This window comes from Pseudomonas sp. B16120 (assembly GCF_044218845.1).
Taxonomy (GTDB): domain Bacteria; phylum Pseudomonadota; class Gammaproteobacteria; order Pseudomonadales; family Pseudomonadaceae; genus Aquipseudomonas; species Aquipseudomonas paracarnis.
Genome location: NZ_CP162588.1, coordinates 5819332 through 5844944, shown reverse-complemented (window position 1 = coordinate 5844944; position 25613 = coordinate 5819332). Strand labels below are relative to the sequence as shown.

The following is a 25613-nucleotide window of genomic DNA, read 5'->3' as shown; positions in this document are numbered from 1 at the left end:
ATTGCATTTCAAGATGAAGGTCAGGCGTATTGCGCGGCCGCGTAACCCGAGGCCCAGGCCCACTGGAAATTGAACCCGCCCAGGTGGCCGGTCACATCCAGCACTTCGCCGATAAAGTACAGGCCGGGGCTTTTCAGCGATTCCATGGTCTTGGACGACACTTCCCGCGTATCCACCCCGCCCAATGTTACCTCGGCGGTGCGATAACCCTCGGTGCCGGCCGGTACCAGTTGCCAGCTCCCCAGCTTTTGCGCGATATCGGCCATTTCAGCGTGGGTGTACTGCTTCATCGGCTTGGATTCGAACCAGCTTTGGGCCAGCAGGTTGGCCATCTTCTTGGTGAAGATCTCGCCCAGCAGGGTTTTCAACTCGCTGTTGGGGTGTTCGGCCTGTTGCTGTTGCAGCCAGGCATGGGCGTCGTGGTCGGGCAGCAGGTTGATTTCCACCGTGTCGCCGGGGTGCCAATACGAGGAAATCTGCAAGATCGCCGGCCCGCTCAGGCCGCGATGGGTGAACAGGATGTTCTCGCGAAAACTCTGGCCGTTGCAGCTCACCAGGCAGTCGACCGAGGTGCCGGACAGCTCGCCGCACAACTCCTTGAGCTGGTTGGTGATGGTGAACGGCACGAGCCCGGCGCGGGTCGGCAGCAGTTCATGGCCGAATTGCCTGGCCACTTGGTAACCGAAACCGGTGGCGCCCAGCGTCGGGATCGACAAACCGCCCGTGGCGATCACCAGGGATTCACAGCGCAGTTCACCCAGGGTGGTTTGCAGTTGATAGCCGCTTTCGAGCTTGGCGATTGCCTCGATGGAGGTGTCCAGGTGCAGGCTCACGCCGGTCTGGATGCACTCGTCGAGCAGCATGCCGAGGATGTCGCTGGACTTGTTGTCGCAGAACAGCTGGCCGAGTTTCTTCTCGTGGTACGGCACGCCGTGCTTGGCCACCAGCCCGATAAAATCCCACTGTGTATAACGGGCCAGGGCCGATTTGCAGAAGTGCGCGTTGTGCGAGAGGAAGTTGGCCGGCTCGGTGTACATGTTGGTGAAGTTGCAGCGGCCGCCACCGGACATCAGGATTTTCTTGCCGGCCTTGTTGGCGTGGTCGATCAACATCACCTTGCGCCCACGCCCGGCGGCGGTCAGCGCGCACATCAAGCCTGCGGCGCCGGCGCCAATGATCACAACTTCGGTCGAGCGCACAGCCATGTCCTCACAAAACTATTGATTTGAAATGCCATCAACCCTGTGGGAGCTGGCTTGCCTGCGATAGCGGTAGTGGATTCACCGTCGCTATCGCAGGCAAGCCAGCTCCCACATTCATTCGGTTCCTGTAATGGGAACTCGGTGTTATTACAAAATGCGCACGCGCAGCGAACGGCCTTTGATCTTGCCGTCATTCAAACGCTGCAACGCCTGCTTGGCGATGCCGCGTTCCACGGCCACGAAGGCCTGGAAATCAAAGATAGCGATCTTGCCGACCTGGGCACCCGGAATGCCGGCTTCACCGGTCAATGCGCCGAGGATGTCGCCTGGGCGAACCTTGTCCTTACGCCCGGCAGCGATGCACAGGGTGCTCATCTGCGGCAACAGCGGGCCACCGCTTTGCGGCTTGAGGTTGTCCAGTTGGTCCCAGTTCAGCGGCGACTTCTGCAGTTGCTCGATGGCCTGGGCGCGGTGGGCTTCGGACGGCGCCACCAGGCTGATGGCGATGCCGGTCTCACCGGCACGGCCGGTACGGCCTACACGGTGGATGTGAATTTCCGAGTCGCGGGCCAGTTCGACGTTGATCACCATGTCCAGGGCGTCGATGTCCAGGCCACGGGCGGCGACGTCGGTGGCCACCAGCACCGAGGTGCTGCGGTTGGCAAACATCGCCAGTACCTGGTCACGGTCGCGCTGTTCCAGGTCACCATGCAGGCCAACAGCGGAAATGCCCTTGGACGTCAGGTGGTCGACGGTTTCCTGCACTTGCTGCTTGGTAAAGCAGAACGCCACGCAGGAGGCCGGGCGGAAGTGCGCCAGCACCTTGGTCACGGCGTCCATGCGCTCTTCCGGGGAGATCTCGTAGAAGCGTTGTTCGATCTGGTCGTCGGAGTGGAACGCTTCGGCTTTCACTTGCTGAGGCGCACGCATGAACTTGGAGGCCAGTTGCTTGATGCTCACCGGGTAGGTGGCCGAGAACAGCAGGGTCTGGCGGCGCGGTGGGGTCTTGCTGATGATGTCTTCGATGGCGTCGTAGAAGCCCATGTCGAGCATGCGGTCGGCTTCGTCGAGAATCAGGGTGTTCAAGCCGTCCAGCACCAGAGAACCTTTACGCAGGTGCTGCTGGATGCGTCCCGGGGTGCCGACAATAACGTGGGCGCCATGCTCCAGGGAGGCGATCTGCGGGCCGAGGGACACGCCGCCGCACAGGGTCAGTACCTTGATGTTGTCTTCGGCACGGGCCAGGCGGCGGATTTCCTTGGCGACCTGGTCGGCCAGCTCACGGGTCGGGCACATCACCAGCGCCTGGCAACCGAAGTAGCGCGGGTTGATCGGGTTCAGCAGGCCGATGCCGAATGCGGCAGTCTTGCCGCTGCCGGTCTTGGCCTGGGCAATGAGGTCCAGCCCTTTGAGGATCACCGGCAAGCTTTGCGCCTGGATCTGCGTCATCTCGACGTAACCCAGCGAGTCGAGGTTAGCCAGCATGGCGGCGGACAGGGGCAAAGTATTAAAAGCGGTGGCGATGGTAGTCACGGGACTGGCTCTGCAAAACAAAATGTCGCGCAGTGTACCAGTCTCGTGGGATTTTCCTCGCAAGTTCTCGACGAGACGCCCGTTAGTGCTCGATATCGTGCTCGCGGCTGACCACCCGTTTGCCGTCTTTAGGCGACAGTTGCAGGAAGATCGCCGCCGCCAGCATCGCCATGATGCCCACGGTGAGGAAGGTCAGCTGGAACGCGCCGAGGACACTTTCCACACCGTCATTGCCGGCCTCGGCAGTAAACCCGCCAAGCAACGCGCCGGCACAGGCCACGCCGAGGCTGAGGGACAGCTGCGCCACCACCGACAGCAAGCTGTTGCCGCTGCTGGCCTGGGCGTCGTCGAGGTCGATCAGGGTGACGGTGTTCATCGCGGTAAATTGCAGGGAGTTGATGGCCCCCAGTACCGCCAGCATGGCCAACAGCAGCGGGTAGGGCGTTTGTTCGCTGACCAGGCCCATGCTCGCCAGCATCAGGCCCAGGGCCAGGGTGTTGCCGGTCAGGACGATGCGGTAGCCGAGGCGCTCGATAAGCGGGCGCGCGATGGATTTGGCGAACATTGCCGCCGCCGCCAGCGGCAGCATGCTCATGCCGGCTTCTGACGGCGAATAGCCCAGCGCCACTTGTAACAGCAGCGGCACCAGGAACGGCAGTGCGCCGCTGCCCAGGCGCGCAAACAGGTTGCCGAGGATCCCCACGGCAAAGGTGCGCGTCTTGAACAGCACCGGCGAGAACAGCGGGTTGTCGATGTGCCCGGCGCGCAGCCAGTACGCCGCCAGGCAGGCGAACCCGCCGAACAGCAGCAATATCACGCGCAGATGCGGCAGGTGCAGTTCGCCCAGGCCTTCCATGGCGATGGTGATCAACACCATCGCCGCGCCGAACAGCAGAAAGCCCAGGCCGTCGAAGCGCGTGCGCTCGCTGCCGCGCAGGTCGGGGATGAATTTCCACACGGCGTAGCAGCCGATCATGCCCACCGGCAGGTTGATCAGGAAGATCCAGTGCCAGGTCAGGTATTGCACCATCCAGCCGCCCATTGTCGGGCCAAGCAAGGGGCCGAGCAGGCCTGGAATTGTGATGAAGCCCATGATCCGCACCAGCTCGGAGCGTGGATAAGCCCGTAGTACCACCAGCCGCCCGACCGGCAGCATCAGCGCACCGCCCAGGCCCTGGATCACCCGTGCGCCCACCAGCATGCTCAAGCTACTGGACAGCGCACACAGCAGCGACCCGATGCTGAACAGCATGATCGCGCCAAAGAAAATCTTCTTGGTGCCAAAGCGGTCAGCGATCCAGCCCGACGCCGGAATCAGCAAGGCAACGGTGAGCATGTAGGCGATCACCACCCCTTGCATGCGCAGCGGGTTTTCCGCGAGGTCCTGCGCCATGGCCGGTAGCGCGGTGTTGAGAATCGTCCCGTCCAGCGACTGCATGAAGAAGGCAATCGCTACCACCCAGGGGAGCCAGCGGGCGGTCTTGGCATCGAGAGGGGCACGATTCGGCATGGGATCCCTTTTAATTAGCAGGCTATGTGTCGGCGATTATGCGCCATCCGTCGCGCCTTTTCCCACTGGCGGTTCGTCTATATCTGACAGTGTCACATGTTCGCCCACCAGGAAATCCAGCAACGCCCGATGCACTGCCAGCGCGGATTCGCGGGACTCCAGGTCGAGCAGATGGCCGGTGTGTTCGGCCACCGCAAAGCTGCTGCGGCCTACGTAGTGTTTGAACAGCTGGGCCTCGTCGGCCGGCGTGTATTCGTCCAGTGCGCCGTTGAGAAAGTGCACCGGTGTTTCAATCTGCTTGAGCGCCGGCAGGTAATTGCCATCACCCAAGGCCAACACTTGATGGATATGAAAGCGCGCCTGGCGGTACTCGGTGGTGGCCATGGTCGACAGGTGCCGATGGTTGTTGCGCTTGAGGCGCGGCGACAGGTATTTGCCAACCGTTTCGTTGAGCAGATGGCCGACCGCCGACTTGTCATCGGCCTCGATCAGCACACGCACACGCTCGACATACTCCAGCATCGCCTGGTTGAGGTTGGGCGCCAGCGCCATCACCACCGAGCTTTCGATGGAGGGCGGGTTATGCGCCAGGGTCAACAGCGTGGAGATGCCGCCCCAGGAGGCCGAGACTAGATGGTTGACCTCAAAGCGATCCACCAAGGCACGCAGGATTTGCACCTCGTCGTCCTTGGTGACCAGGTCGAGTTCGGTGTTGTGCTCGCGTGACAAGCCAGAGAAGGGCAAGTCGAACAGCAGCACATTGAAGTGCTCGGCCAGGCATTTGCTGGTACGGGCAAAGGAGCGCGTGGTGGATAACGCGCCATTGACCATCAGTACGGTTTTTCTATGTGGGTCGTTACCCAGTTGCTCCACGTGAACGTTGTATTGCTTGAACAGTTTTTCTATGACGAAACTTCCATGGTTCATCTCAAGACTCCAGCTTGCCCAGTCCAGGCAAGGTCATGCATCACGTGCAGGCACGTGGGCGGGTGGCAAGATTTATAAGGTCAGGGTCAAACGCTTGATCAAGGCTCCCGGCAATAGATTGGAGGCAGTATTACGCTGGCTGTAGGTACTGGGCGACAGCAGCAGTTCTCGATCAGTGGTCAACGCTTCAAGCTGTGAGCCAAGCAGGCTGTAAACACTGTCATCAAAGCGCATGGTGCTGACCGGTGCCTTGATTTCGCCATTCTCCACCCAGAAGGTCGCAAAGCGCGTCATGCCGGTCAGGCGCGCTGCCGGCAGGTCGGAGTAGTTCAGGTACCAGAGGTTGCTGATATACAGCCCTGTGCCCAACTGCTTGAGAATATCGGCCTGGGCCAGGTTGCCTGCGGCCATTTGCAAGGCGCTGGGCGACTCGTCGCTGCTGGCGCCGTTGGTGCTCAAGCCGTATTCGGCGGCGCTGCGAGAGTTGATCAACTGGCCCTCGGCCTTGCCTGCGTTGATCAGGGTGACATCCTTGCGCGGGTAGCCTTCAGTGGAAAACGCCTGGCTCAGGGAGCCGCTGATCTGCTCATCCACCGTCACCAGCGGGCTCAGTGACTGATCACCCGCGTACAGGCGTTGCAACGAACTGCCTTTGCTCGCGATGGCCTGGGCCGAAAAACCACCCCAGGTGATGATGCTGATGATTTCTTCCAGCGCTGCCGGCGCCAGGTAGGCGCGGTATTGGCCGGGTGCCAGGGTGTGGAGCGGGCGACCGAGAAACGCCAGTTGCTCACGGGCCTGTTGGAAACGGGCGGCGAATTCGACGCTGTTCCAGGTGTGCCCGGCGTAGCTGGCTTTTACCGCTTCGCCATTGGCGTGGAACAGGCTGAAGTCGAAATTGAAGCTGTTAGCCCGGTGCCAGCCGAACGCCCCCGATGAGCTGGCGAAACCGCGGCTGATCGGGCCGGCGGCGTAGAAGCCAACCAGGTCCACGCCATCGGCGGCCCGGCTGATATCGTCCAGCACTTGGGCCAGTTCCGGCAGCGGGCGCAGCTGTTCGTTATGGTTGTGCCAGGCGTCGGGGTTCAGCAGCAGGTACGGGTCAGGCGGCAACAGCGGCAAGGTTTCGCGCAGTTGTTGCAGGCCATTCGCCAGGCGCTGGCGATCCAGCTGCGCCTCGCCGGACAGGGTGATACCCAGGTCGGCGTGGCGCCCATCGTTGATCAGCTTGAGGTTCAGGCTGGCCTGTTGTACCTGCCCGGCCTGGCGTACCTGCGCGTGGTTGAAGCGCACGAACTCGGACGCTTCATCCGCGTAGCCGAGTTGAAAGTGTTCTTGATCGGTGACCGCCTGCTTGAGCCAGTCCACCAGTGCCTTGAAATGGTTCATCAGGCATCGCCCCCAAATACATCCACATTGCTGAATACACAGGCCGGCGACGCATGGCCGACACGGATCACCTGGTTGGGTTCGCCCTTGCCGCAGTTCGGCGTGCCCAAGACCTTGAAGGTGCTGGCGTCGCCCACCGCGCTGAGCTTGCGCCAGAACTGCGCGGAAATCGCCCGGTAGTTGGGGTTCTTCACCACGCCTTTGAGCTCGCCGTTTTCGATTAACTGGCCCCACTCGCAGCCGAACTGGAACTTGTTGCGCGCATCGTCGATGGACCACGAGCGGTTGGTCGACATCAGGATGCCGCTCTCAATGCCGCCCACCAATTGCGCGAGGCTTTTATCCCCAGGCTCGATATTCAGGTTGGCCATGCGGTCGATGGGTGCACGGTTCCAGCCGCAAGCGCGGCTGTTGGCGACGCCTGGCAGGTTGGCGCGAAATTGCGATAAGGCCCCGCCCAAGGGTTTGAGCAGCAGGCCCTCGCGAATCAGAAATTGCTTGCTGGCAGGCGTGCCGTCGTCGTCATGAGCGTAGCTGGCAAGCTGTTCGGGGATGTCCGGGTCGAAGGTGACGTTGAGCAGCGGCGAGCCATATTGCAGGTGGCCGAAATCGCTGGCTTTCACAAAACTGGTGCCGGCGTAATTGCGCTCGTCACCGAGGATGCGATCCAGCTCCAGCGGATGGCCGATGGACTCGTGGATCTGCAGGATCATCTGGTCGGGCATCAGCAGCAGGTCACGGGGGCCGTGGGGCGTATTCGGTGCGAGCAGCAATTGCAGGGCTTCGTCGGCCACCTTGCGGGCGGCGCCCACTAGGCCAAAACGCTGGATCACCCCGGCACTGCCTTGCTGGCCGAAGTTGGTACCGCCCAGGGTACGGGTCTGGCTGTCGTTGCCGTCGAAGGCGGTCACACTCAGGCCCGGAAAGACAAAGCGCTGGGCCTGACGCAATTGGGCGCCGGCGCTGTTGAGGTAGATCTGTTCAACCCGCGTGGTCCCCAGGCTGACTTCCCAGCTCACCAGGCGCTCATCCTTGGGCACGGCGGCGGACTCATCGCCGAGCAATTGGTAGCAGTCGCTCAGGGACGGGAAGGGCTGGTCGAGGTCGGGCGACAGGTAGTCGGCGACGTCGCTGGACACCGGTTGCTGGTGCAGGTCGAGCAGGGCGTGGGGCTTGATAAGCCTGGCTTGTTGTTCAGCGCGCTCAAGGGCGGCCTGCAGACCGGCAAGGGAAATATCGTTGGTCGCGGCGTAGGCTTCCACGCCGTTGAGACGCACGGTGAGCATGGCGCCTTCATCATGGCCCAGGTGAGGCGGCTCGGCGACGTTCTTGCGTACCGACAGGTACTGGCCGGATTCGCGCACGTAGCGCAGGGAGAAAAATTCGGCGGTGGTGCGCAGGGCACCGAAGTGTTTCTTGAGCGTGGCGTGGTGTTCGAACATGGGGCCTTCCTTGTGGGCGGCTCGGCGCGGGCAGGCAAACAGAGTAGGCCTGGGCGAGGAGCTGATCAAGGAAGGTTTTGTTGTGTGATCGTTCCCACGCTCTGCGTGGGAATGCCACCCTGGACGCTCTGCGTCCGCTCTTGAAGGGCGTGACGCAGAGCATCACAGGATGCGTTCCCACGCGGAGCGTGGGAACGATCATCAAGGAAAGTGTCGGCGGGTAATTTTGCGGTGTCTGGTCGGGCCTCATCGCGGGCAAGCCCGGCTCCCACAGTTGACCGAGTTGTTCAGGCGAACTCGGTCAACTGTGGGAGCTGGCTTGCCTGCGATGCAGGCGCCGCGGTGCTGGAGTTACTGCGCCAACGGCCCCACTTCACGCAACGGCTTGCCACGCACCGGCGCATCGCCTGCCACGTAGTAATCCGCAGTGCTGCGCGGCAGCGGCTTGCGGCCACGGATCTTGTCGGCGATTTTCTCGGCGATCATGATCGTTGGCGCGTTCAGGTTGCCGGTGGTGATGATCGGCATGATCGAGGCATCGACCACCCGCAAGCCCTGCATACCATGTACGCGGCCTTCGCCATCGACTACGGCCATCTCGTCGGTGCCCATCTTGCACGAGCAGGACGGGTGGAACGCGGTCTCGGCGTGCTCGCGGATGAACTTGTCCAACTGCTCATCGGTTTGCACTTCGATACCCGGGCTGATTTCGCGGCCACGGTACGGGTCCAGTGCCGGCTGCTGCATGATTTCACGGGTCAGGCGGATGCCGTCGCGGAACTCCTGCCAGTCCTGCTCGGTGGCCATGTAGTTGAAGAGGATGCTCGGGTAGTCCCGTGGGTTCTTCGACTTCAGCTGGATACGGCCACGGCTTGGCGAACGCATGGAGCCCATGTGCGCCTGGAAACCGTGCTCTTTCACACCGTTGCTGCCGTTGTAGTTAATCGCCACCGGCAGGAAGTGGTACTGGATGTTCGGCCACTCGAACTCTTCGCGGGTACGAATGAAACCGCCCGCTTCGAACTGGTTGCTGGCGCCGATGCCGGTGCCGTTGAACAGCCATTCGGCACCAATTGCCGGCTGGTTGTACCAGAGCAGCGACGGGTACAGCGACACTGGCTGGGTGCACGCGTATTGCAGGTACAGCTCAAGGTGGTCCTGCAGGTTTTCACCCACGCCCGGCAGGTCGTGGACCACCGGGATATCGAGGCTTTCCAGCAGTTTGGCCGGGCCGACACCGGAGCGTTGCAGCAGTTGCGGCGAAGCGATTGCGCCGCTGCACACCAGCACTTCTTTGCGCGCACGGGCTTCAACACGCTCTTCGGCGGCGCCGATCAGGTAACGCACACCGACCGCACGCTTGCCTTCGAACAACACTTTGTCAGTGAGGGCATGGGTGACGATGGTCAGGGTCGAACGCTTTTTTGCCGTGTCCAGGTAACCGCGTGCGGTGCTGGCGCGACGGCCGTTCGGCGTGACGGTACGGTCCATCGGGCCGAAGCCTTCTTGCTGGTAGCCGTTCAAGTCTTCGGTACGTGGGTAACCGGCCTGTACGCCCGCTTCAACCATGGCGTGGAACAGCGGGTTGTTGCCCGCTTTCGGCGTGGTCACGCTGACCGGGCCGTCGCCACCGTGCCAATCGTTGGGGCCGATGTCGCGGGTTTCGGCTTTGCAGAAATACGGCAGGCAGTCCAGGTAGGTCCAGTCTTCCAGGCCCGGCAGCTTCGACCAGTTGTCGTAGTCCATGGCGTTGCCGCGGATGTAGCACATGCCGTTGATCAGGGAAGAGCCACCCAGGCCCTTGCCGCGCCCGCATTCCATCCGGCGGCCGTCCATGTGTGGCTCTGGATCGGTTTCGTAGGCCCAGTTGTAGCGGCGGCCTTGCAGCGGGAAGGCCAGGGCGGCTGGCATCTGGGTGCGGAAGTCGAGGCGGTAGTCGGGGCCACCGGCTTCCAGCAGCAAAACGGTGACGCCTTCGTCTTCGGTCAGACGGGTCGCCAGGGTGTTACCGGCAGAGCCGGCACCCACAATGATGTAATCGTATTCTTGGGACATGAATGTACCCTCTTTGAAGTGTGGTCAGGTCTGGCGAGTGCTTAGCACTCGATCGCAGGCAAACCAGCTCCCACATTTGATCGGGTTCACACAGAACAAATGTGGGAGCCGGGCTTGTCGAGTCGTCGCACCGCCGCGATGGCCTCACGGGCAATACAAGGCTCGGGTGTTAGAACACCGAGGCGTAATCGCCCAATTCAACCTGTACCGATTTGATGCGGGTGAAGTTGTTCAGCGAGCTGATGCCGTTCTCACGGCCCACGCCCGACTGCTTGTAGCCGCCAACCGGCATCTTCGCGTCGGACTCGCCCCAGGCGTTGATCCAGCAGATACCGGCTTCCAGTTGATGAATCACGCGGTGGGCGCGGTTCAGGTCCTTGGTGACCAGGCCAGCGGCCAGGCCGAAGTCGGTGTCGTTGGCGCGGCGGATCACTTCTTCTTCGGTTTCGTAGGTGAGGATGCTCATCACCGGGCCGAAGATTTCTTCACGCACGATCACCATGTCATCGGTGCAGTCGGTGAACACGGTCGGAGCCACGAAGGCGCCTTTGGCGAAGTCACCCTCGGTCAGGCGGTCGCCGCCGCACAGCAGGCGGGCGCCTTGCTCTTTGCCTTTGGCGATGTAGCCCAGCACGCTTTCCATGTGGGCGAAGCTGACCAGCGGGCCGAAGTTGGTGTTTTCGTCTTCCGGGTTGCCGATGCGAATACGCGCCACACGCTCAACGATCTTGGCTTCGAACGCGGCTTGCAGGTGCTTGGGCACGAACACGCGGGTGCCGTTGGTGCAGACCTGACCGGAGCTGTAGAAGTTGGCCATCATGGCGGTGTCGGCGGCGCGGTCGAGGTCGGCATCGTCGAAAATGATCAGCGGGGACTTGCCGCCCAGCTCCATGGTCACGTCCTTGAGCGAGGAACTCGACGCGCTGGCCATGACTTTCTTGCCGGTGTCGGTGCCGCCGGTGAAGGAGACTTTTTCGATGCGTGGGTGCTCGGTCAGCCAGGTGCCGACTTCACGGCCGCTGCCGGTCAGTACGTTGAACACGCCCGCTGGAACGCCAGCCTCGGTGTAGATCTCGGCCAGTTTCAGAGTGGTCAGCGAGGTGACTTCGCTTGGCTTGAAGATCATCGCGTTACCGGCGGCCAGGGCCGGTGCGGATTTCCACAGGGCGATCTGGATCGGGTAGTTCCACGCGCCGATACCGGCGACTACGCCCAGTGGCTCGCGGCGGGTGTAGACGAAGGAAGTGTCGCGCAGTGGGATCTGCTCACCTTCGATGGCTGGCACCAGGCCGGCGTAGTATTCCAGCACGTCAGCGCCGGTGACGATGTCGACGTACTTGGTTTCCGAGAAGGCTTTACCGGTGTCCAGGGTTTCCAGGGCGGCCAGTTCATCGTTGCGCTCGCGCAGGATGTCCACGGCACGACGCAGGATGCGCGAACGCTCCATGGCGGTCATGGCGGCCCAGATTTTCTGGCCTTTTTCAGCGCTGACCACGGCACGTTCAACGTCATCTTTGGTGGCGCGTTGCACTTGGGCGAGAACTTCACCGTTAGCCGGGTTGATGGCTTCGAAGGTGGCATCGCTGCCAGCGTCGCTGTAGCCGCCGTCAATGTAGAGTTTTTGCAGGTCGAAACGGGCCATAAAGTCCTCGCAAGTGCATAAGTGGTTGGCGTTACCCGCCGAACAGTGGGCCATGGGGGTGTGGCAACACTGAGCGGCGGACGTTCAGGGGTTGAGCGGTTATGTGTGCTCTAACTCACCTGCTTGGCCAATTGGAAATCCATGTATTCGTAAGCGATCCGTTGCGCCTGCTCCGTGTCGAAAGCGTCTCCCGACAGGGCGCCGCGCAACCACAAACCGTCGATCAGGGCCGCCAGGCCTCGGGCTGCTTTGCGTGCGTGCGGCAGCGGCAGCACTCGGCGGAACTGGCAGCACAGGTTGGAATACAGACGTTGATCGTTGATCCGCTGCAACCTGTGCAATGACGGGTGGTGCATGCTGGTGGCCCAGAAGGCCAGCCAGGTTTTCATTGCCGGGCCGTTGACCTGGCTGGCGTCGAAGTTGCCTTCGATGATCACCTGAAGGTGCGCCCGTGGGCTGTCATCCTTCAAGGCACGCCTGCGTTCTTGCACGTTCTCGATCAGCGCATTCATCAGGTAGCGCATCGTCGCTGCGATCAGGCCGTTCTTGTCCTGAAAGTAGTGGCTGATGATGCCGTTCGAGACGCCGGCCAGACGGGCGATCAGCGCAATGCTGGCATCTCCCATCCCGACCCGATCGATGGCCGTCAACGTGGCTTCGATCAACTGCTGGCGGCGTATGGGTTGCATACCGACCTTGGGCATGTAGCACCTCTCCTTAGGCCTGCCGATGGGCGATCCACGTCCGTCGGCTTGAGGGCCAGTCTATTTTGTTTTGATTGAACGTTCAATCAACAAAGAATAAGATCTGCGACAAATGGTCGCTGCCTACAGATGTTTCCTACCTGCGAGCCGCAACCTTCGACACCTGCAAAAACCCTTGAAACAGGCCACTTCAGAGCCTGATCACCGCTTAGGCGGGCTCAAGAATTTTGGGGTGTCTTTATAACACCCGTCCGTCGACTGCCGAAAAATCGATGTCCCGGGATAACCGTTGCCTTGTGTTTCTCTCTCGCACTGCCTGGAGCATCTGCGCCATGAGTTCTGCCTCTCTTATAAAGACCCCACCGGAAAAGGTCCGGGTCAACGGTTGGGTGTTCTACACCTCCACCGCGCTGATTTTGTTGTTGACCGCCATTCTGATCGTCGCCCCGCAGGAGGCCGGGCGCCTGCTCGGTGTCGCACAGGCCTGGCTGTCGAAAAGCTTTGGCTGGTACTACATGGTGGTCATCGCCGCCTACCTGGTGTTTGTGGTCGGCCTGGCGTTTTCGTCCTATGGGAAACTTAAGCTGGGTGCGAAGGACGATACCCCAGACTTCAGCTATGGCGCCTGGGCCGGCATGTTGTTCTCGTCCGGTATCGGCATCTCGCTGTTGTATTTCGGTGCGTCCGAGCCGTTGGACCACTACTTCAACCCGCCCGAAGGCGCTGCCGCCAGCAATGGCGCGGCACGCCAGGCGCTGCAACTGACCTTCCTGCATTGGGGCCTGCACGGCTGGGCGATCTATGCGCTGGTCGGCCTGGCCGTGGCGTACTTTGCGTACCGTCACAACCAACCGCTGGCACTGCGTTCGGCGCTGTACCCGCTGGTGGGCGAGCGTTGGGTGAAGGGCGCGGCCGGCCACGCGGTAGACGGTTTCGGCATGTTCGTGACCCTGCTGGGGCTGGTGACCAACCTGGGGATCGGCTCGATGCAGGTGTCGTCGGGGCTGGAAAACCTGTTCGGCATGGAGCACAGCAATACCAACCTGCTGATCGTGATCATCGTGATGAGCACCGTGGCGACCATTGCCGCCGTGTCGGGTGTGGAAAACGGTATTCGCCGCCTGTCCAACCTCAACATCGTGCTGTTCAGCGGTTTGCTGATCTTCGTGCTGTTGTTCGGCCCTACCTTGCACCTGCTCAATGGCCTGGTGCAGAACACCGGTGATTACCTCAACGGTATCGTGCTGAAAACCTTCGACCTGTATGTGTACGAAGGCGACGGTGCCAAGACCGAACGCTGGATGGGTCTGTGGACTCTGTTCTACTGGGCCTGGTGGATTTCCTGGGCGCCATTTGTGGGCATGTTCATCGCGCGTATTTCCCGTGGTCGTACCGTGCGCGAGCTGGTGGCTGGCGTATTGCTGATCCCGCTGGGCTTTACCCTGGCGTGGCTGTCGATCTTCGGCAACTCGGCCCTGGACCTGGTGTTGAACCATGGGGCGGTGGAGTTGGGCAAGACGGCGCTGGAACAACCGTCCATGGCCATCTACCAACTGCTTGAGCATTACCCGGCGTCGAAAGTGGTGATCGGCGTGTCGATCTTCGTGGGCTTTGTGCTGTTCCTGACCCCGGCGGATTCCGGCGCGGTGATGATGGCCAACCTGTCCTGCAAGGGCGGCAACGTGGATGAAGATGCGCCGCACTGGTTGCGTATCTTCTGGTCGGCGGTGATCACCCTGGTGACCATCGGTCTGCTGTTTGCCGGTAACTTCGAAGCCATGCAAACCATGGTGGTGCTGGCGGGGCTGCCGTTCTCGGTGGTGCTGGTGTTCTTTATGTTCGGTTTGCACAAGGCCATGCGCCAGGACGTGGCCATCGAACAGGAGCAGGCGCAATTGGCTGAACGCGGGCGTCGTGGTTTCAGCGAGCGCTTGAGCGCCCTGGACCTGCAACCGAGCCAGGCCACCGTGCAGCGCTTTATGGACAAGCACGTAACGCCGGCGTTGGAAGAAGCCGCGAGTGCGTTGCGTGATCAGGGCCTGGAAGTGCAGACCCTGCTGGGCAAATCCAAACGCTGCATCGGCGTGCGGATCGAGATGGACGAGGGTAACCCGTTTGTCTACGAAGTGAGCCTGGATGGCTACTCGGCGGCGCCGGCTGACCTGCCTGAGGAAGAGCGCACCCGTTACTACCGTGCCGAGGTGTACCTGCACAACGGGCCGCAGGAGTATGACCTGATGGGCTTCACCCAGGAACAGATCACCCGGGATGTGCTCGATCAGTTTGAAAGCCATCGGCAGCTCCTTGGCCGGGTCTATAGCTGATAGTTGAGCTGGCGGCGCCCTCACTGGCGCCGCTGTTGCAAGCATTGAATACGGTCGAATGGGGGAGCTGGCTTGCCTGCGATAGCAAGGGTGAATCCAACATAGCTATCGCAGGCAAGCCAGCTCCCACATTGACCGCATTCCTTCAGTTGGAGCCTTAGCCCAAGTTCTTGCCTAAGAGGGCATGGTAGAGCTCACTGTCCCCCAGTATCCCCACCACCTTGTTGTTGTCGTGCAGCACCAGCTTGTTGCCTGTCTGGTAGCGAATCTGCAGTGCATCGCGCATACCGATGTTCGAGTCCACCAGCGTCGGTACGCGGCCCAAGCCTTCCACGGCCTGCCCTGGCGCCCAGTTTTGCAGGTTCATCGCCACGCCATTCTGGCGTGCGCCCTGGATGGTGTTGCCTTCGGCCAGGTCCAGCCAGGAGTCGCCACCCGGATCAAGACACACCGAACCGTTCACGCGCTTGCAGTTGTCCAGCGTGCGCATCAGGCTACGTCCGCACAGCACGTTCAGCGGGTTGGTATGGGCGACGAAGGTGCGCACATAGTCGTCTGCCGGGTTCAGTACGATTTCTTCCGGCACGCTGTACTGGATGATCTTGCCGTCTTTCATGATCGCGATACGGCTGCCCAGTTTCAGCGCTTCATCCAGGTCGTGGCTGACGAACACGATGGTCTTGCTCAACTTGCGTTGCAGTTCCAGCAGTTCATCTTGCAAGCCTTGGCGGATCAGCGGGTCGAGGGCCGAGAAGGGTTCGTCCATCAGCAGGATATCGGCGTCCATCGCCAGGGCGCGGGCCAGGCCGACGCGCTGCTGCATGCCACCGGACAACTCGTCGGGCTTCTTGTTGCGCCATTGGCTCAGGCCCACCAGTTCGAGTTTCTCGTCCACCAGCGTGCGCCGTTCTTTCTCCGGTCGGCCCTGCATTTCCAGGCCGAAGCTGATGTTCTCGCGCACCGTCAACCAAGGCATCAGGGCGAACTTCTGGAACACCATGGCGATGCGTTTGGTGCGCATCATTTTCAGCTCGGCGGGGGTGCAGGAGGCGATGTCGATCTGACGCCCTTCATGCTCCACAAACAGCTGGCCACGGCTGACGGTATTGAGGCCGTTGATGCAGCGCAGCAAACTGGATTTGCCTGAGCCCGAGAGGCCCATCAGCACACAGATCTCGCCTTTCTCGATATCCAGGCTGGCGTTCTCGACGCCGACGATCTGCCCGGTCTTCTTCAGGATTTCGTTACGGCTCATGCCCTGGTCCAGCAGCTTGAGCGCTTCGCGTGGGTCTTTGGAAAAGATCACGTCGACTTTGTCGAATCGGATAATGCTCATGCATCACCCCCTACTTTAGCGTCGGGTTGTTTGCAGATACGGTCGAGCATGATGGCGAGCAACACAATGGCCAGGCCCGCTTCAAAGCCCAGGGCAATATCGGCGGTGTTGAGTGCGTTGACCACCGGCTTGCCGAGGCCGTCGGCGCCTACCAGGGCCGCGATCACCACCATCGACAACGACAGCATGATGCATTGGGTAATGCCGGCGGCGATGCTCGGCATGGCGTGGGGCAGTTCAATGCGCGAGAGCAACTGGCGGCGCGAGCAGCCAAAGGCCTTGCCGGCGTCCATCAATTCTTGCGGGACGTCGCGGATACCCAGGTAGGTCAGGCGGATCGGCGCGGCAATCGCGAACACCACCGTGGAAATCAACCCAGGCACCACACCCAGCCCGAAGAGGGTCAGGGTAGGGATGAGGTAGACGAAGGTCGGCACGGTCTGCATCAGATCGAGTACCGGCCGCATCATGGTGTAGAACATTGGTTTATGCGCGGCAACAATGCCCAGCGGCACACCGATGACCACGCAGACCAGGGTGGCGAACAGCACCTGTGCGAGGGTTTCCATGGTTTCCTGCCAGTACCCCAGGTTGAGGATCAGCAGGAAGGAGGCGATGACAAAAACAGTCAGTCCCCATTTACGTTGAATAAAGTGAGCCAGCAGCGCAATCAGACCGATCAATGCCAGTGGATTGAACCAGGTCAGCGCAAACGTCACGCCGTGGATCATCGTTTCCAGTGTCGATGCGATTGCGTCGAAGTAGTTGGCACCGTGTTGGGTCAACCAGTCGACGAAGGCAGCGATGTACTGGCCTAGTGGGATTTTCTGTTCAGTCAGCATGGTAGTGAATGTCCACATGCGAAGGGGAAAACATCCCAGGCCAGCGCACCGGCCTGGGGTCAGCGGGTGCTATTTGGCGAGGTAAGCTTTAACGGCATCGAGCCCTGGTTTGCCATCAACGGTGGTGACACCGGCGAGCCAGGTGTCGAGCACTTGCGGGTTCTTCTGCAACCAGGCCTTGGCGGCAGCGTCGGCCTTCATCTTGTCGTCCAGGACGTTCCCCATCAGGGTGCTTTCCATGTCGAGGGTGAACACCAGGTTTTTCAGCAACTGGCCGACGTTGCTGCATTCCTGGGTGTAGCCTTTGCGGGTGTTGGTGTAGATGGTGGCCTGGCCGTAATTGGGGCCGAACGAGTCGTCACCACCGGTCAGGTACTTCATCTTGAAGCGGGTGTTCATCGGGTGCGGTTCCCAGCCGAGGAACACGATGGCCTGGTTGCGCTTGGAAGCGCGTTCAACCTGGGAGAGCATGCCGGCTTCGCTGGATTCGACCACTTTGAAGCCGGCGGTTTTCAGGCCGAAGGCATCTTTGTCGATCAGTGTCTGGATGGTGCGGTTGCCATCGTTGCCCGGCTCGATGCCGTAGATCTTGCCGCCCAGCTCATCCTTGAATTTGGCGATGTCGGCGAAGTCTTTCAGGCCCTTCTCATACAGCGCCTCTGGGACCGCCAGGGTGTACTTGGCGTTCTCCAGGTTGGCGCGCACGGTTTCCACGGTGCCGGCATCACGGTACTGCTTGATGTCGTTTTCCATGGTCGGCATCCAGTTGCCGAGGAAAATGTCCATGTTCTTGCCGTCGGCCAGGGACTTGTAAGTCACAGGTACCGAAATCATCGTGGTGCGCGGCTTGTAGCCCAGGCCCTTGAGGATCTCGCTGGTGGTCGCGGTGGTGACGGTGATGTCGGTCCAGCCGACATCGGAGAAGTTGACGGTCTTGCACTGTTCCGGTTCTGCGGCGTATGCCACGACTGGCAGACTCAGCATGGCGGCCAACAACAACGAGGGTGAACCTTTCATGTGGGTAGACTCCTGTGTCTTTTCTGGCGGCATTCGCCGCGCTTTATAAGTGTTGCGGTTGGAGCGTGCGACAACAGCTCTGGCGCGGTGCCTTGCAAACGAGTCGAGACTGATCATGTACCAGTGAAAATCTGACGCCTACAGGGGGCGTCGTATCCAGTACAGGGAGGGTCGCATCCAGTACCGATGACGTCGCTTACAGGTTTTTCCTAAGGTAAAACTGCTGTTTTTACCCGTCTGCACCGCAAAAAACGGCCAAAACTGGCGTTCGCACGCGAGCGCCGCTGGTGAGCATGAGTGCGTCGGTGTGAGACGCCGTGATGACGAATAAAAGCTTGATGATGCCGCCATCTGGGCGATCTGAGCGTAGCACCTCGTTCAAGCCCGGCCCGTGCTTATCGAGGAGTTTCACGTTAATGGCTATCAGCGTTTTCGACCTGTTCAAGATCGGCATCGGGCCTTCGAGTTCGCACACCGTGGGGCCCATGCGCGCCGCGGCATTGTTCGTTCAAGGGTTGCGTGAGCGTGGGTGGCTGGAACAGGTGCAGCGTGTCGAAGTGCAACTGTACGGCTCGCTGTCGGCCACCGGCATCGGCCACGGCAGCGACACCGCCACCATCATGGGCCTGATGGGCGAATGGCCAGACGCAATCGACCCCACGCAAATCGGCGCCCGCATTCACACCCTGCGCGAAACCGACACGCTGCTGCTGGACGGGCGTTTGCCGGTGCCCTTTGTGTGGGCGCGGGACATGCGCTTGCTCGACGAAAACCTGCCGTTCCATCCCAACGCCATGACCCTGGTGGTGTTTGGCGAAAACGGCGAGCTGCACCGCGACACCTATTACTCGGTGGGTGGCGGTTTCGTGGTGGATGAAGCCCAGGCCCAAAGCGGTGTGGCGGACATGGACCGTACCGAGCTGCCCTATGATTTTTCCAGTGCCGTGGAGCTGTTGCAGCTGTGCAAGACCCACAACCTGCGCGTTGCCGAACTGATGCTGGCGAATGAAAAAACCTGGCGCAGCGAAGAAGAAATCCGCAGCGGCCTGATGAAACTCTGGCGCGCCATGCAAGATTGCGTGGAGCAGGGCCTCAAGCACGAAGGTATCCTGCCCGGCGGCTTGAACGTGCGCCGTCGCGCTGCCAAGTTACACCGCAGCTTGCAGGAGCTGAACAAGCCCAATGTGATCGGCTCGACCTTGAGCGCCATGGAATGGGTCAACCTGTTCGCCCTGGCGGTCAACGAAGAAAACGCCGCCGGTGGGCGCATGGTCACGGCGCCGACCAACGGCGCGGCGGGAATCATCCCGGCGGTGCTGCACTACTTTATGAAGTTCAGCGAAGAAGTCACCGAAGCCAACGTGGTCGACTACCTGCTGGGCGCGGCGGCGGTGGGCATCCTGTGTAAAAAGAACGCCTCGATTTCCGGTGCCGAAGTCGGTTGCCAGGGCGAGGTCGGTTCCGCGTGCGCCATGGCAGCAGCCGGGTTGGCTGAAATCCTCGGCGCCACGCCGGAGCAACTGTGCAACGCCGCCGAAATCGGCCTGGAACATAACCTCGGCCTGACCTGCGACCCGGTGGGCGGCCTGGTGCAAGTGCCGTGTATCGAGCGCAATGCAATTGCGGCGGTGAAGGCGATCAATGCGGCGCAAATGGCGTTGCGGGGCGATGGCCAGCACTTCATCTCGTTGGACCGGGTGATTCGCACCATGCGTGATACCGGGGCCGATATGCATGACAAGTACAAAGAGACATCACGCGGTGGGTTGGCGGTGAGTGCGGTTGAATGTTGAGTCAGTGACATGATCGTTCCCACGCTCCGCGTGGGAATGCCGCCCCGGACGCTCCGCCCATGGGTGACGCAGAGCGTCACAGGATGCATGCCCACGCAGAGCGTGGGAACGAGCTGAACAGAGGAGCACCATTGCTCACAAAGTGAACACCCCAGCCAAAATCGCCACCTTTTAGCGCGTCGCAAATAGATAAGTAGCTTCCGAACGAATTCCTCCACGATCACACGCCTGATGTGCTTTGGGTGACAGACTTCTCCTACGCCCGCAAAGCGCCTTCCCACAAGTGCTACCGATCTGCTCACCCCCCTTGAACCTCGCCCGTTATGCGTCATATCCCGCACTTCACGCGTGGGCTCATATAGACGCATAAACAGGTCGTTTTCAGGAGTTCTTGAATAGCCATTCAATTTTAGGCATGGCATTTGCTCTATCAATTTCAAAGCCTCGCCTTTCCAGGACGAGTGCAATAACAAGAGCCTCGCCTGAGGCCACCACCCGCTTTGTGTGATGTGAGGAGATACCGCGATGACGTCGACCAACTCCGGGGCCCAACCCCAGAACCGTGCGCCTCAATCCATCGGCTTTTTGCTGCTGGACAATTTCACGCTGATTTCCCTGGCGTCAGCCGTGGAGCCACTGCGCATGGCCAACCAGCTGTCCGGCCGCGAGCTGTATCGCTGGACAACCCTGAGTGTCGACGGCAACCAGGTGTGGGCCAGTGATGGCCTGCAAATCACACCCGATGCCTCCATGCACAAAGCCCCCGTCCTGGACACGGTCATCGTGTGCGGCGGCGTCGGTATCCAGCGCACCGTCACCCGTGAACATGTGTCGTGGCTGCAAAGCCAGGCACGCCAGTCTCGTCGCCTTGGCGCGGTGTGCACCGGCAGCTGGGCCCTGGCCTGCGCCGGCTTGCTCGATGGCTTTGATTGCAGCGTGCACTGGGAATGCCTGGCGTCGATGCAGGAAGCCTTCCCGCGGGTGGCCATGAGCACGCGTCTGTTCACCCTCGATCGCAACCGCTTCACCAGCTCCGGTGGCACCGCGCCCCTGGACATGATGTTGCACCTGATCAGCCGCGACCACGGCCGTGAATTGTCGGCCGCCATCTCCGAGATGTTCGTGTACGAACGCATCCGCAACGAACAGGATCACCAGCGTGTGCCGCTCAAGCACATGCTTGGCACCAACCAGCCGAAGCTGCAAGAAATCGTCGCGCTGATGGAAGCCAACCTCGAAGAGCCGATCGACCTGGACGAACTGGCGGTGTATGTCGCCGTGTCGCGCCGGCAGTTGGAGCGGCTGTTCCAGAAATACCTGCACTGCTCGCCGTCGCGTTATTACCTCAAGCTGCGCCTGATTCGTGCACGGCAACTGCTCAAGCAGACCCCCATGTCGATCATCGAAGTCGCGTCGGTGTGCGGGTTTGTGTCCACGCCGCACTTTTCCAAGTGCTACCGCGAATACTTCGGCATTCCGCCACGGGATGAACGCGTAGGCTCCAACACCACCCAGCAAGTGGCGATGATGCCGATTCCGCCGGCACTGGTGTTGTCACCGTTGTCGGGGCCGATGTCGGCGTTGAGCCAGGCGCGCAATGAGTCGACCTTTGCCAGTGTAAGGCTCTAGACCGAGCCGTCTGCATCGCAGGCAAGCCAGCTCCCACCTTGGAATGCGTTCCCCTGTGGCAGCTGGCTTGCCTGCGATAGCGGTATTTCAGGCGCCAGAGTTCTGTTTGAACTGCATCAGCGCCGGCAGCAACTGCTTGTCGATCGCCTGCCTCACCGCCGGCAAAATCGTCGCGCTGCCGCTGTACATCTGTTCCACCATGCCCTTGAGCGCCTTGGCCCGCGCTTCGCTCAACCCGCGCACCGCACATTCGCAAGCCTGCTCGGCGGTAGCGCCGCTGGACACGTCAAAACCCAGTGAGCGCAGTTGGCTCAGCAGGTCATCCTGGTCAATCAAATCCGCGTGCATCATGACGGTCATCCTGGTGTAAAGAGCGGGAATTGACTTGGATTCTGGTAGGCCCCAGGACTGGCGGCAAGGGCAGAATCCACCGATGGCTCGGATGGCTATGAACAGGTCGTTTTCGAGGTGCTTGACCCGGCCCGTAACGGGCACACTGAACCCAGGCACGCAGCTTGAAGGTTTGGTCACCCTCGAAATGCACGGCTCACACAAAGCACTCTGCCCCGATCCCGTCACGGCTGGATCGGGGCTTTTTTTTGCGCGGGCAGCCCGATCACCCGGCCGAGCAGGGCTGGCCGGGGTAGATCGGCGTGTGCCTGGCTGAGAGCGATGAGTTTTTCCAGGGTCGCGCCGGCAAACGGCGCCGACTGCGGCCCGGCCAGATCGACATGCAGCAGCATCTGTTCGTTACCCGCCAACTCGCGCTCTTCGCCCACAAGGTGCAGGCTGTGATAGAGGTGCAGGCGCTTGGCGTCGTGGGCGATCAGTTGGGTATGCACCTCAACCTCGGCGCCGAGCTTTACCTCATGCAGATAGTTCAGGTGCAACTCCAGGGTGAACAGCGAGTGGCCGCTGGCTTCGCGGTTTTCGCTGTCCAGCCCCAGGGTGTCCATCAGCGCATCGGTGGCGTAGCTGAAGATCAGCAGGTAGAACGCGTCACGCAGATGGCCGTTGTAGTCAACCCAGTCGGGCAGGATTTTGGTGGTGTAGGTGGTCAGTGCGGGCATGGCATGAATCCAATTTGGTATGCGGTCAAATGTGGGAGCTGGCTTGCCTGCGATAGCAAGGGTGAGGCCACCGCCATCGCAGGCAAGCCAGCTCCCACAGGGTTATTCGGCGAAGCTCATGCCGTGCTTGGCCTTGGTTGTTTTTACGGCTTCCAGCACCGCCAGCAGGCAGTCATCACGATAGCGCTCCAGCGCCGAGATGCTGCGGTTACCCAACTGCTCAGCGGTGCCATCGACCACATCATCAATCAGCTTTTCAGTCAATTCAGGCGCCGGTAGATAAGTCCACGGCAACTGCAACGCCGGGCCGAACTGGGCCATGAAGTGGCGCATGCCAGCATCGCCGCCCGCCAGCGTGTAAGTGAGGAAGGTGCCCATGAACGACCAGCGCAACCCGGCACCAAAACGAATGGCATCGTCGATTTCGCCGGTGGTCGCCACCCCGTCATTGACCAGGTGCAGCGCCTCTCGCCACAGCGCTTCCAGCAGGCGGTCAGCAATAAACCCAGGCACTTCCTTGCGTACATGCAGCGGGCGCATGCCGAGGGATTCATACACGCTGATTGCTGCCTGGATCGCCTCTGGCGCGGTGTTTTTACCGCCCACTACCTCTACCAACGGCAACAGGTAGACCGGGTTAAAGGGGTGGCCGACCACGCAGCGTTCCGGGTGGGTAGAGCCCTCATAGAACTCGCTGGGCAATAGCCCGGAGGTGCTCGAACCAATCAAGGCATTTGGCTTGGCCGCGGCGCTGATCTGGCTGTGCAATTGCAGCTTCAACTCCAGGCGTTCGGGAGCGCTTTCCTGGATGAAGTCGGCGTCTTTTACGCAGTCTTCGATGGTAGCGACAAAGCGCAGGCGGTCCTGGGAGGCGCCGGGCGCCAGGCCCTGTTGTTCAAGGGCGCCCCAGGCGTTGGCGACGCGTTTACGCAAGGCCGCCTCGGCACCGGGGGCGGGGTCCCAGGCCACTACATCCAGGCCATGGGCAAGAGCACGGGATACCCAGCCGCTGCCGATGACACCGCTGCCCAACGCAGCAAAGGTTTTGATTTCGGTGATAAAGCGCATGGCGACACTCCTGAAAAGTTTGGTAATTCCTTGTGGGAGCCGGGCTTGCTCCCACAGGGTTGTGTGGTGTCTGTGTTAGCCGCGTGGGGTCAGGCCCATCTTGATGCGGCCTTCGGCTGGGGTCAGGACCCGTGCGCCCAACCGGCTGAGAATTTCACTGGCGCGTTCCACCAGTTGGCCATTGGTGGCGAGCACGCCCTTGTCCAGCCACAGGTTATCCTCCAGGCCCACCCGTACGTTGCCCCCCAACAGCACGGCTTGCGCGGCCATTGGCATTTGCATGCGACCAATCCCGAACCCTGCCCACACCGCGTCGGCGGGCAGGTTGTCGACCATGGCTTTCATGGTGGTGGTGTCGGCCGGTGCGCCCCAGGGAATGCCCAGGCACAGTTGGAACAGCGGGTTATCCAGCAGTCCTTCCTTGATCATCTGCTTGGCGAACCACAGGTGGCCGGTATCGAAAATTTCCAGCTCAGCCTTTACGCCCAATTCCTGGATACGTCTGGCGCCAGCCCGCAGTTGCGCCGGGGTGGACACGTAAATGGTGTCGCCATCGCCGAAGTTCAGCGTGCCGCAGTCCAGGGTGCAGATTTCCGGCAGCAGTTCTTCAACATGGGCCAGGCGGGTCAGCGGGCCGACCAGGTCGGTATTGGGCCCGAACTCCATGGGATTCTCGCCGCCACCGATCTCCAGGTCGCCACCCATGCCGGCGGTGAGGTTGACGATGATGTCGATGTCGGCCTCGCGGATGCGCTCCATCACTTCGCGGTACAGCGCGACGTCGCGACTGAACTTGCCGGTCTCGGGGTCGCGTACGTGGCAATGCACGACCGTGGCGCCGGCCTTGGCGGCCTTCACGGCAGCGGCGGCGATTTGTTTGGGTGTGACCGGCACGTGGGGGCTTCTGGCGGTCGTGTCGCCAGCACCGGTGAGTGCGCAGGTGATGATGACGTCGTGGTTCATGATGCGGTTCCTTACAGGCGGGTGATTTCAAGGCGCAGGGCGCCGTGTCGCGGCCTGGAGCGGCTGCGACACGGTGGTCCAAATAGGGTTATTTGCGGGTCAGTTGCAGGTTGGCAGCAGCCGGCTTGCCGTCGAAGGTGGTCACACCCTCCAGCCAGCGCGCCTGGTCTTGTGGGTGATCCTTGAGCCACTGCTTGGCGGACTCGATGGCGTCCTTGTGATCCAGCAGCGGTTGCATCATGCGGCTCTCGTCGGCGGCGGTGAACGTCAGGTTGGTCAGCAACTTATGCACGTTGGGGCACTGCTCGGCGTAGGCCGGCGCGGTCACGGTCCATACGGTGGCCATGCCTTCGTTCGGGCCCAGGGCATCTTCGCTGCCGGTGAGGTAAGTCATCGCCACATTGACGTTCATCGGGTGCGGCGCCCAACCAAAGAACACCACGGCTTCCTTGCGGCGCACGGCACGGTCCACGGCCGCCAACATGCCGGCTTCGCTGGACTCCACCAACTGGAACTTGCCCAGGCCGAACTGGTTCTTGGCGATCATCGCCTTGATCTGCGTATTGGCGCCCGAGCCCGGCTCGATGCCATAAATCTTGCCGCCCAGCTCTTTCTCGAACTTGGCGATGTCGGCAAAGGTTTTCAGGCCCTTGTCCGCCAGGTAGGTGGGTACTGCCAGGGTGGCGCGGGCGTCTTGCAGGCTGGGTTTTTCGAGGACCTTGACTTGCTTGGCGTCGACGAACGGTGTGATGGTCTGGGTCATCAGCGGGTTCCAGTAGCCAAGGAACAGGTCCAGGCGCTGATCACGTATACCGGCAAAGATGATTTGCTGGGACGCGCTGGTTTGTTTGGTTTTGTAGCCCAGGCCGTCGAGCAGTACTTGAGCCATGGCGCTGGTGGCGATGACGTCAGTCCAGTTCACCACGCCCATGCGCACGTTCTGGCAAGAAGCGGCGTCCGCTGCCATGACGGTGTTACTCAAGATGGCGCTGGCGCTGAGTGCGAGTGCGCAGCGGCTGATCAGTCGGTTCATGGGTGGAGCCCTCGGCAGGTCGTTATTGTGGGTGCCGGCGTCTTTGTGCGCCGTGGGATCACGTTACGCAGCTTGGCGCCCCGCAAAGCGCACGGCGGCGACCCGCTCTTGCACTGCAGCGACCTGTGCTCTTG

Annotated in this window: 20 protein-coding genes; 3 read left to right on the top strand and 17 right to left on the bottom strand. The window is 61.2% G+C overall.

Annotation, left to right across the window (positions count from 1 at the left end):
- Nucleotides 1-20 precede the first annotated feature (20 nt).
- The 9 genes from AB4P90_RS27350 to betI form a co-directional block, all read right to left on the bottom strand.
- Nucleotides 21-1199, bottom strand: a complete 1179-nt coding sequence (locus AB4P90_RS27350; protein WP_102665931.1) for an NAD(P)/FAD-dependent oxidoreductase — start codon at nt 1197-1199, stop codon at nt 21-23.
- Nucleotides 1200-1349: 150 nt separating this feature from the next.
- Entirely contained in the window at nt 1350-2687 is a 1338-nt protein-coding gene (dbpA, locus tag AB4P90_RS27345; protein WP_229999345.1) for an ATP-dependent RNA helicase DbpA, read from the bottom strand.
- A gap of 130 nt (nt 2688-2817) precedes the next feature.
- The gene (mdtD, locus tag AB4P90_RS27340; RefSeq protein ID WP_014720266.1) at nt 2818-4245 is read right to left on the bottom strand and encodes a multidrug transporter subunit MdtD; all 1428 of its coding nucleotides are present in this window, start codon (nt 4243-4245) and stop codon (nt 2818-2820) included.
- A gap of 36 nt (nt 4246-4281) precedes the next feature.
- Entirely contained in the window at nt 4282-5172 is an 891-nt protein-coding gene (locus AB4P90_RS27335) for an alpha/beta fold hydrolase (protein ID WP_058410799.1), read from the bottom strand.
- A gap of 72 nt (nt 5173-5244) precedes the next feature.
- Nucleotides 5245-6561 carry a TldD/PmbA family protein gene (locus AB4P90_RS27330; RefSeq protein WP_395605510.1) on the bottom strand — a complete coding sequence of 439 codons (1317 nt, stop codon included), beginning with the start codon at nt 6559-6561 and terminating at the stop codon, nt 5245-5247.
- Entirely contained in the window at nt 6561-8003 is a 1443-nt protein-coding gene (locus AB4P90_RS27325; protein WP_019817459.1) for a TldD/PmbA family protein, read from the bottom strand. Before AB4P90_RS27325 ends, AB4P90_RS27330 begins: the two co-directional genes overlap by 1 nt.
- 351 nt (nt 8004-8354) lie before the next feature.
- Complete coding sequence (gene betA / locus AB4P90_RS27320) at nt 8355-10058, bottom strand: choline dehydrogenase (RefSeq protein ID WP_395605509.1); 1704 nt, start codon at nt 10056-10058, stop codon at nt 8355-8357.
- A 169-nt stretch (nt 10059-10227) separates the two neighbouring features.
- Nucleotides 10228-11700: a betaine-aldehyde dehydrogenase gene (gene betB / locus AB4P90_RS27315; protein WP_014720261.1), complete on the bottom strand. Its 1473-nt coding sequence runs from the start codon at nt 11698-11700 to the stop codon at nt 10228-10230.
- Between the two features lie 110 nt (nt 11701-11810).
- Nucleotides 11811-12404, bottom strand: coding sequence for a transcriptional regulator BetI (gene betI, locus AB4P90_RS27310; RefSeq protein WP_003194919.1), 594 nt, complete (start codon nt 12402-12404; stop codon nt 11811-11813).
- Nucleotides 12405-12793: 389 nt separating this feature from the next.
- Between betI and AB4P90_RS27305 the strand changes: the two genes are divergently transcribed.
- Nucleotides 12794-14728, top strand: a complete 1935-nt coding sequence (locus tag AB4P90_RS27305) for a BCCT family transporter (protein ID WP_224796996.1) — start codon at nt 12794-12796, stop codon at nt 14726-14728.
- Nucleotides 14729-14885: 157 nt separating this feature from the next.
- Here AB4P90_RS27305 and choV read toward each other — a convergent pair whose 3' ends face one another.
- The 3 genes from choV to AB4P90_RS27290 all read right to left on the bottom strand — a co-directional run bounded on the left by choV (nt 14886) and on the right by AB4P90_RS27290 (nt 17923).
- Entirely contained in the window at nt 14886-16064 is a 1179-nt protein-coding gene (gene choV, locus AB4P90_RS27300) for a choline ABC transporter ATP-binding protein (RefSeq protein WP_014720259.1), read from the bottom strand.
- Nucleotides 16061-16906: a choline ABC transporter permease subunit gene (choW, locus tag AB4P90_RS27295; protein ID WP_003194913.1), complete on the bottom strand. Its 846-nt coding sequence runs from the start codon at nt 16904-16906 to the stop codon at nt 16061-16063. Before choW ends, choV begins: the two co-directional genes overlap by 4 nt.
- Before the next feature lie 69 nt (nt 16907-16975).
- A complete protein-coding gene (locus AB4P90_RS27290) occupies nt 16976-17923 on the bottom strand; it encodes a choline ABC transporter substrate-binding protein (protein WP_019817457.1) in 948 nt (315 codons plus the stop codon).
- Between the two features lie 416 nt (nt 17924-18339).
- Between AB4P90_RS27290 and AB4P90_RS27285 the strand changes: the two genes are divergently transcribed.
- Both AB4P90_RS27285 and AB4P90_RS27280 read left to right on the top strand, forming a co-directional pair.
- Nucleotides 18340-19716 (top strand): L-serine ammonia-lyase, encoded by a 1377-nt coding sequence (locus AB4P90_RS27285; RefSeq protein ID WP_014720257.1) that lies wholly within the window; start codon nt 18340-18342, stop codon nt 19714-19716.
- A 525-nt stretch (nt 19717-20241) separates the two neighbouring features.
- Nucleotides 20242-21345, top strand: coding sequence for a GlxA family transcriptional regulator (locus AB4P90_RS27280; protein WP_003194907.1), 1104 nt, complete (start codon nt 20242-20244; stop codon nt 21343-21345).
- Nucleotides 21346-21432: 87 nt separating this feature from the next.
- Here the strand turns inward: AB4P90_RS27280 and AB4P90_RS27275 are convergent, their stop codons facing one another.
- The 5 genes from AB4P90_RS27275 to AB4P90_RS27255 all read right to left on the bottom strand — a co-directional run bounded on the left by AB4P90_RS27275 (nt 21433) and on the right by AB4P90_RS27255 (nt 25479).
- Complete coding sequence (locus AB4P90_RS27275; RefSeq protein WP_014720256.1) at nt 21433-21696, bottom strand: hypothetical protein; 264 nt, start codon at nt 21694-21696, stop codon at nt 21433-21435.
- Nucleotides 21697-21920: 224 nt separating this feature from the next.
- A complete protein-coding gene (locus AB4P90_RS27270) occupies nt 21921-22415 on the bottom strand; it encodes a thioesterase family protein (protein WP_014720255.1) in 495 nt (164 codons plus the stop codon).
- A 102-nt stretch (nt 22416-22517) separates the two neighbouring features.
- Nucleotides 22518-23483 carry an L-carnitine dehydrogenase gene (locus AB4P90_RS27265; RefSeq protein ID WP_014720254.1) on the bottom strand — a complete coding sequence of 322 codons (966 nt, stop codon included), beginning with the start codon at nt 23481-23483 and terminating at the stop codon, nt 22518-22520.
- Between the two features lie 75 nt (nt 23484-23558).
- Nucleotides 23559-24446, bottom strand: coding sequence for a 3-keto-5-aminohexanoate cleavage protein (locus AB4P90_RS27260; RefSeq protein WP_395605508.1), 888 nt, complete (start codon nt 24444-24446; stop codon nt 23559-23561).
- Nucleotides 24447-24534: 88 nt separating this feature from the next.
- Nucleotides 24535-25479, bottom strand: coding sequence for a choline ABC transporter substrate-binding protein (locus tag AB4P90_RS27255; RefSeq protein ID WP_032902304.1), 945 nt, complete (start codon nt 25477-25479; stop codon nt 24535-24537).
- Nucleotides 25480-25613 lie beyond the last annotated feature (134 nt).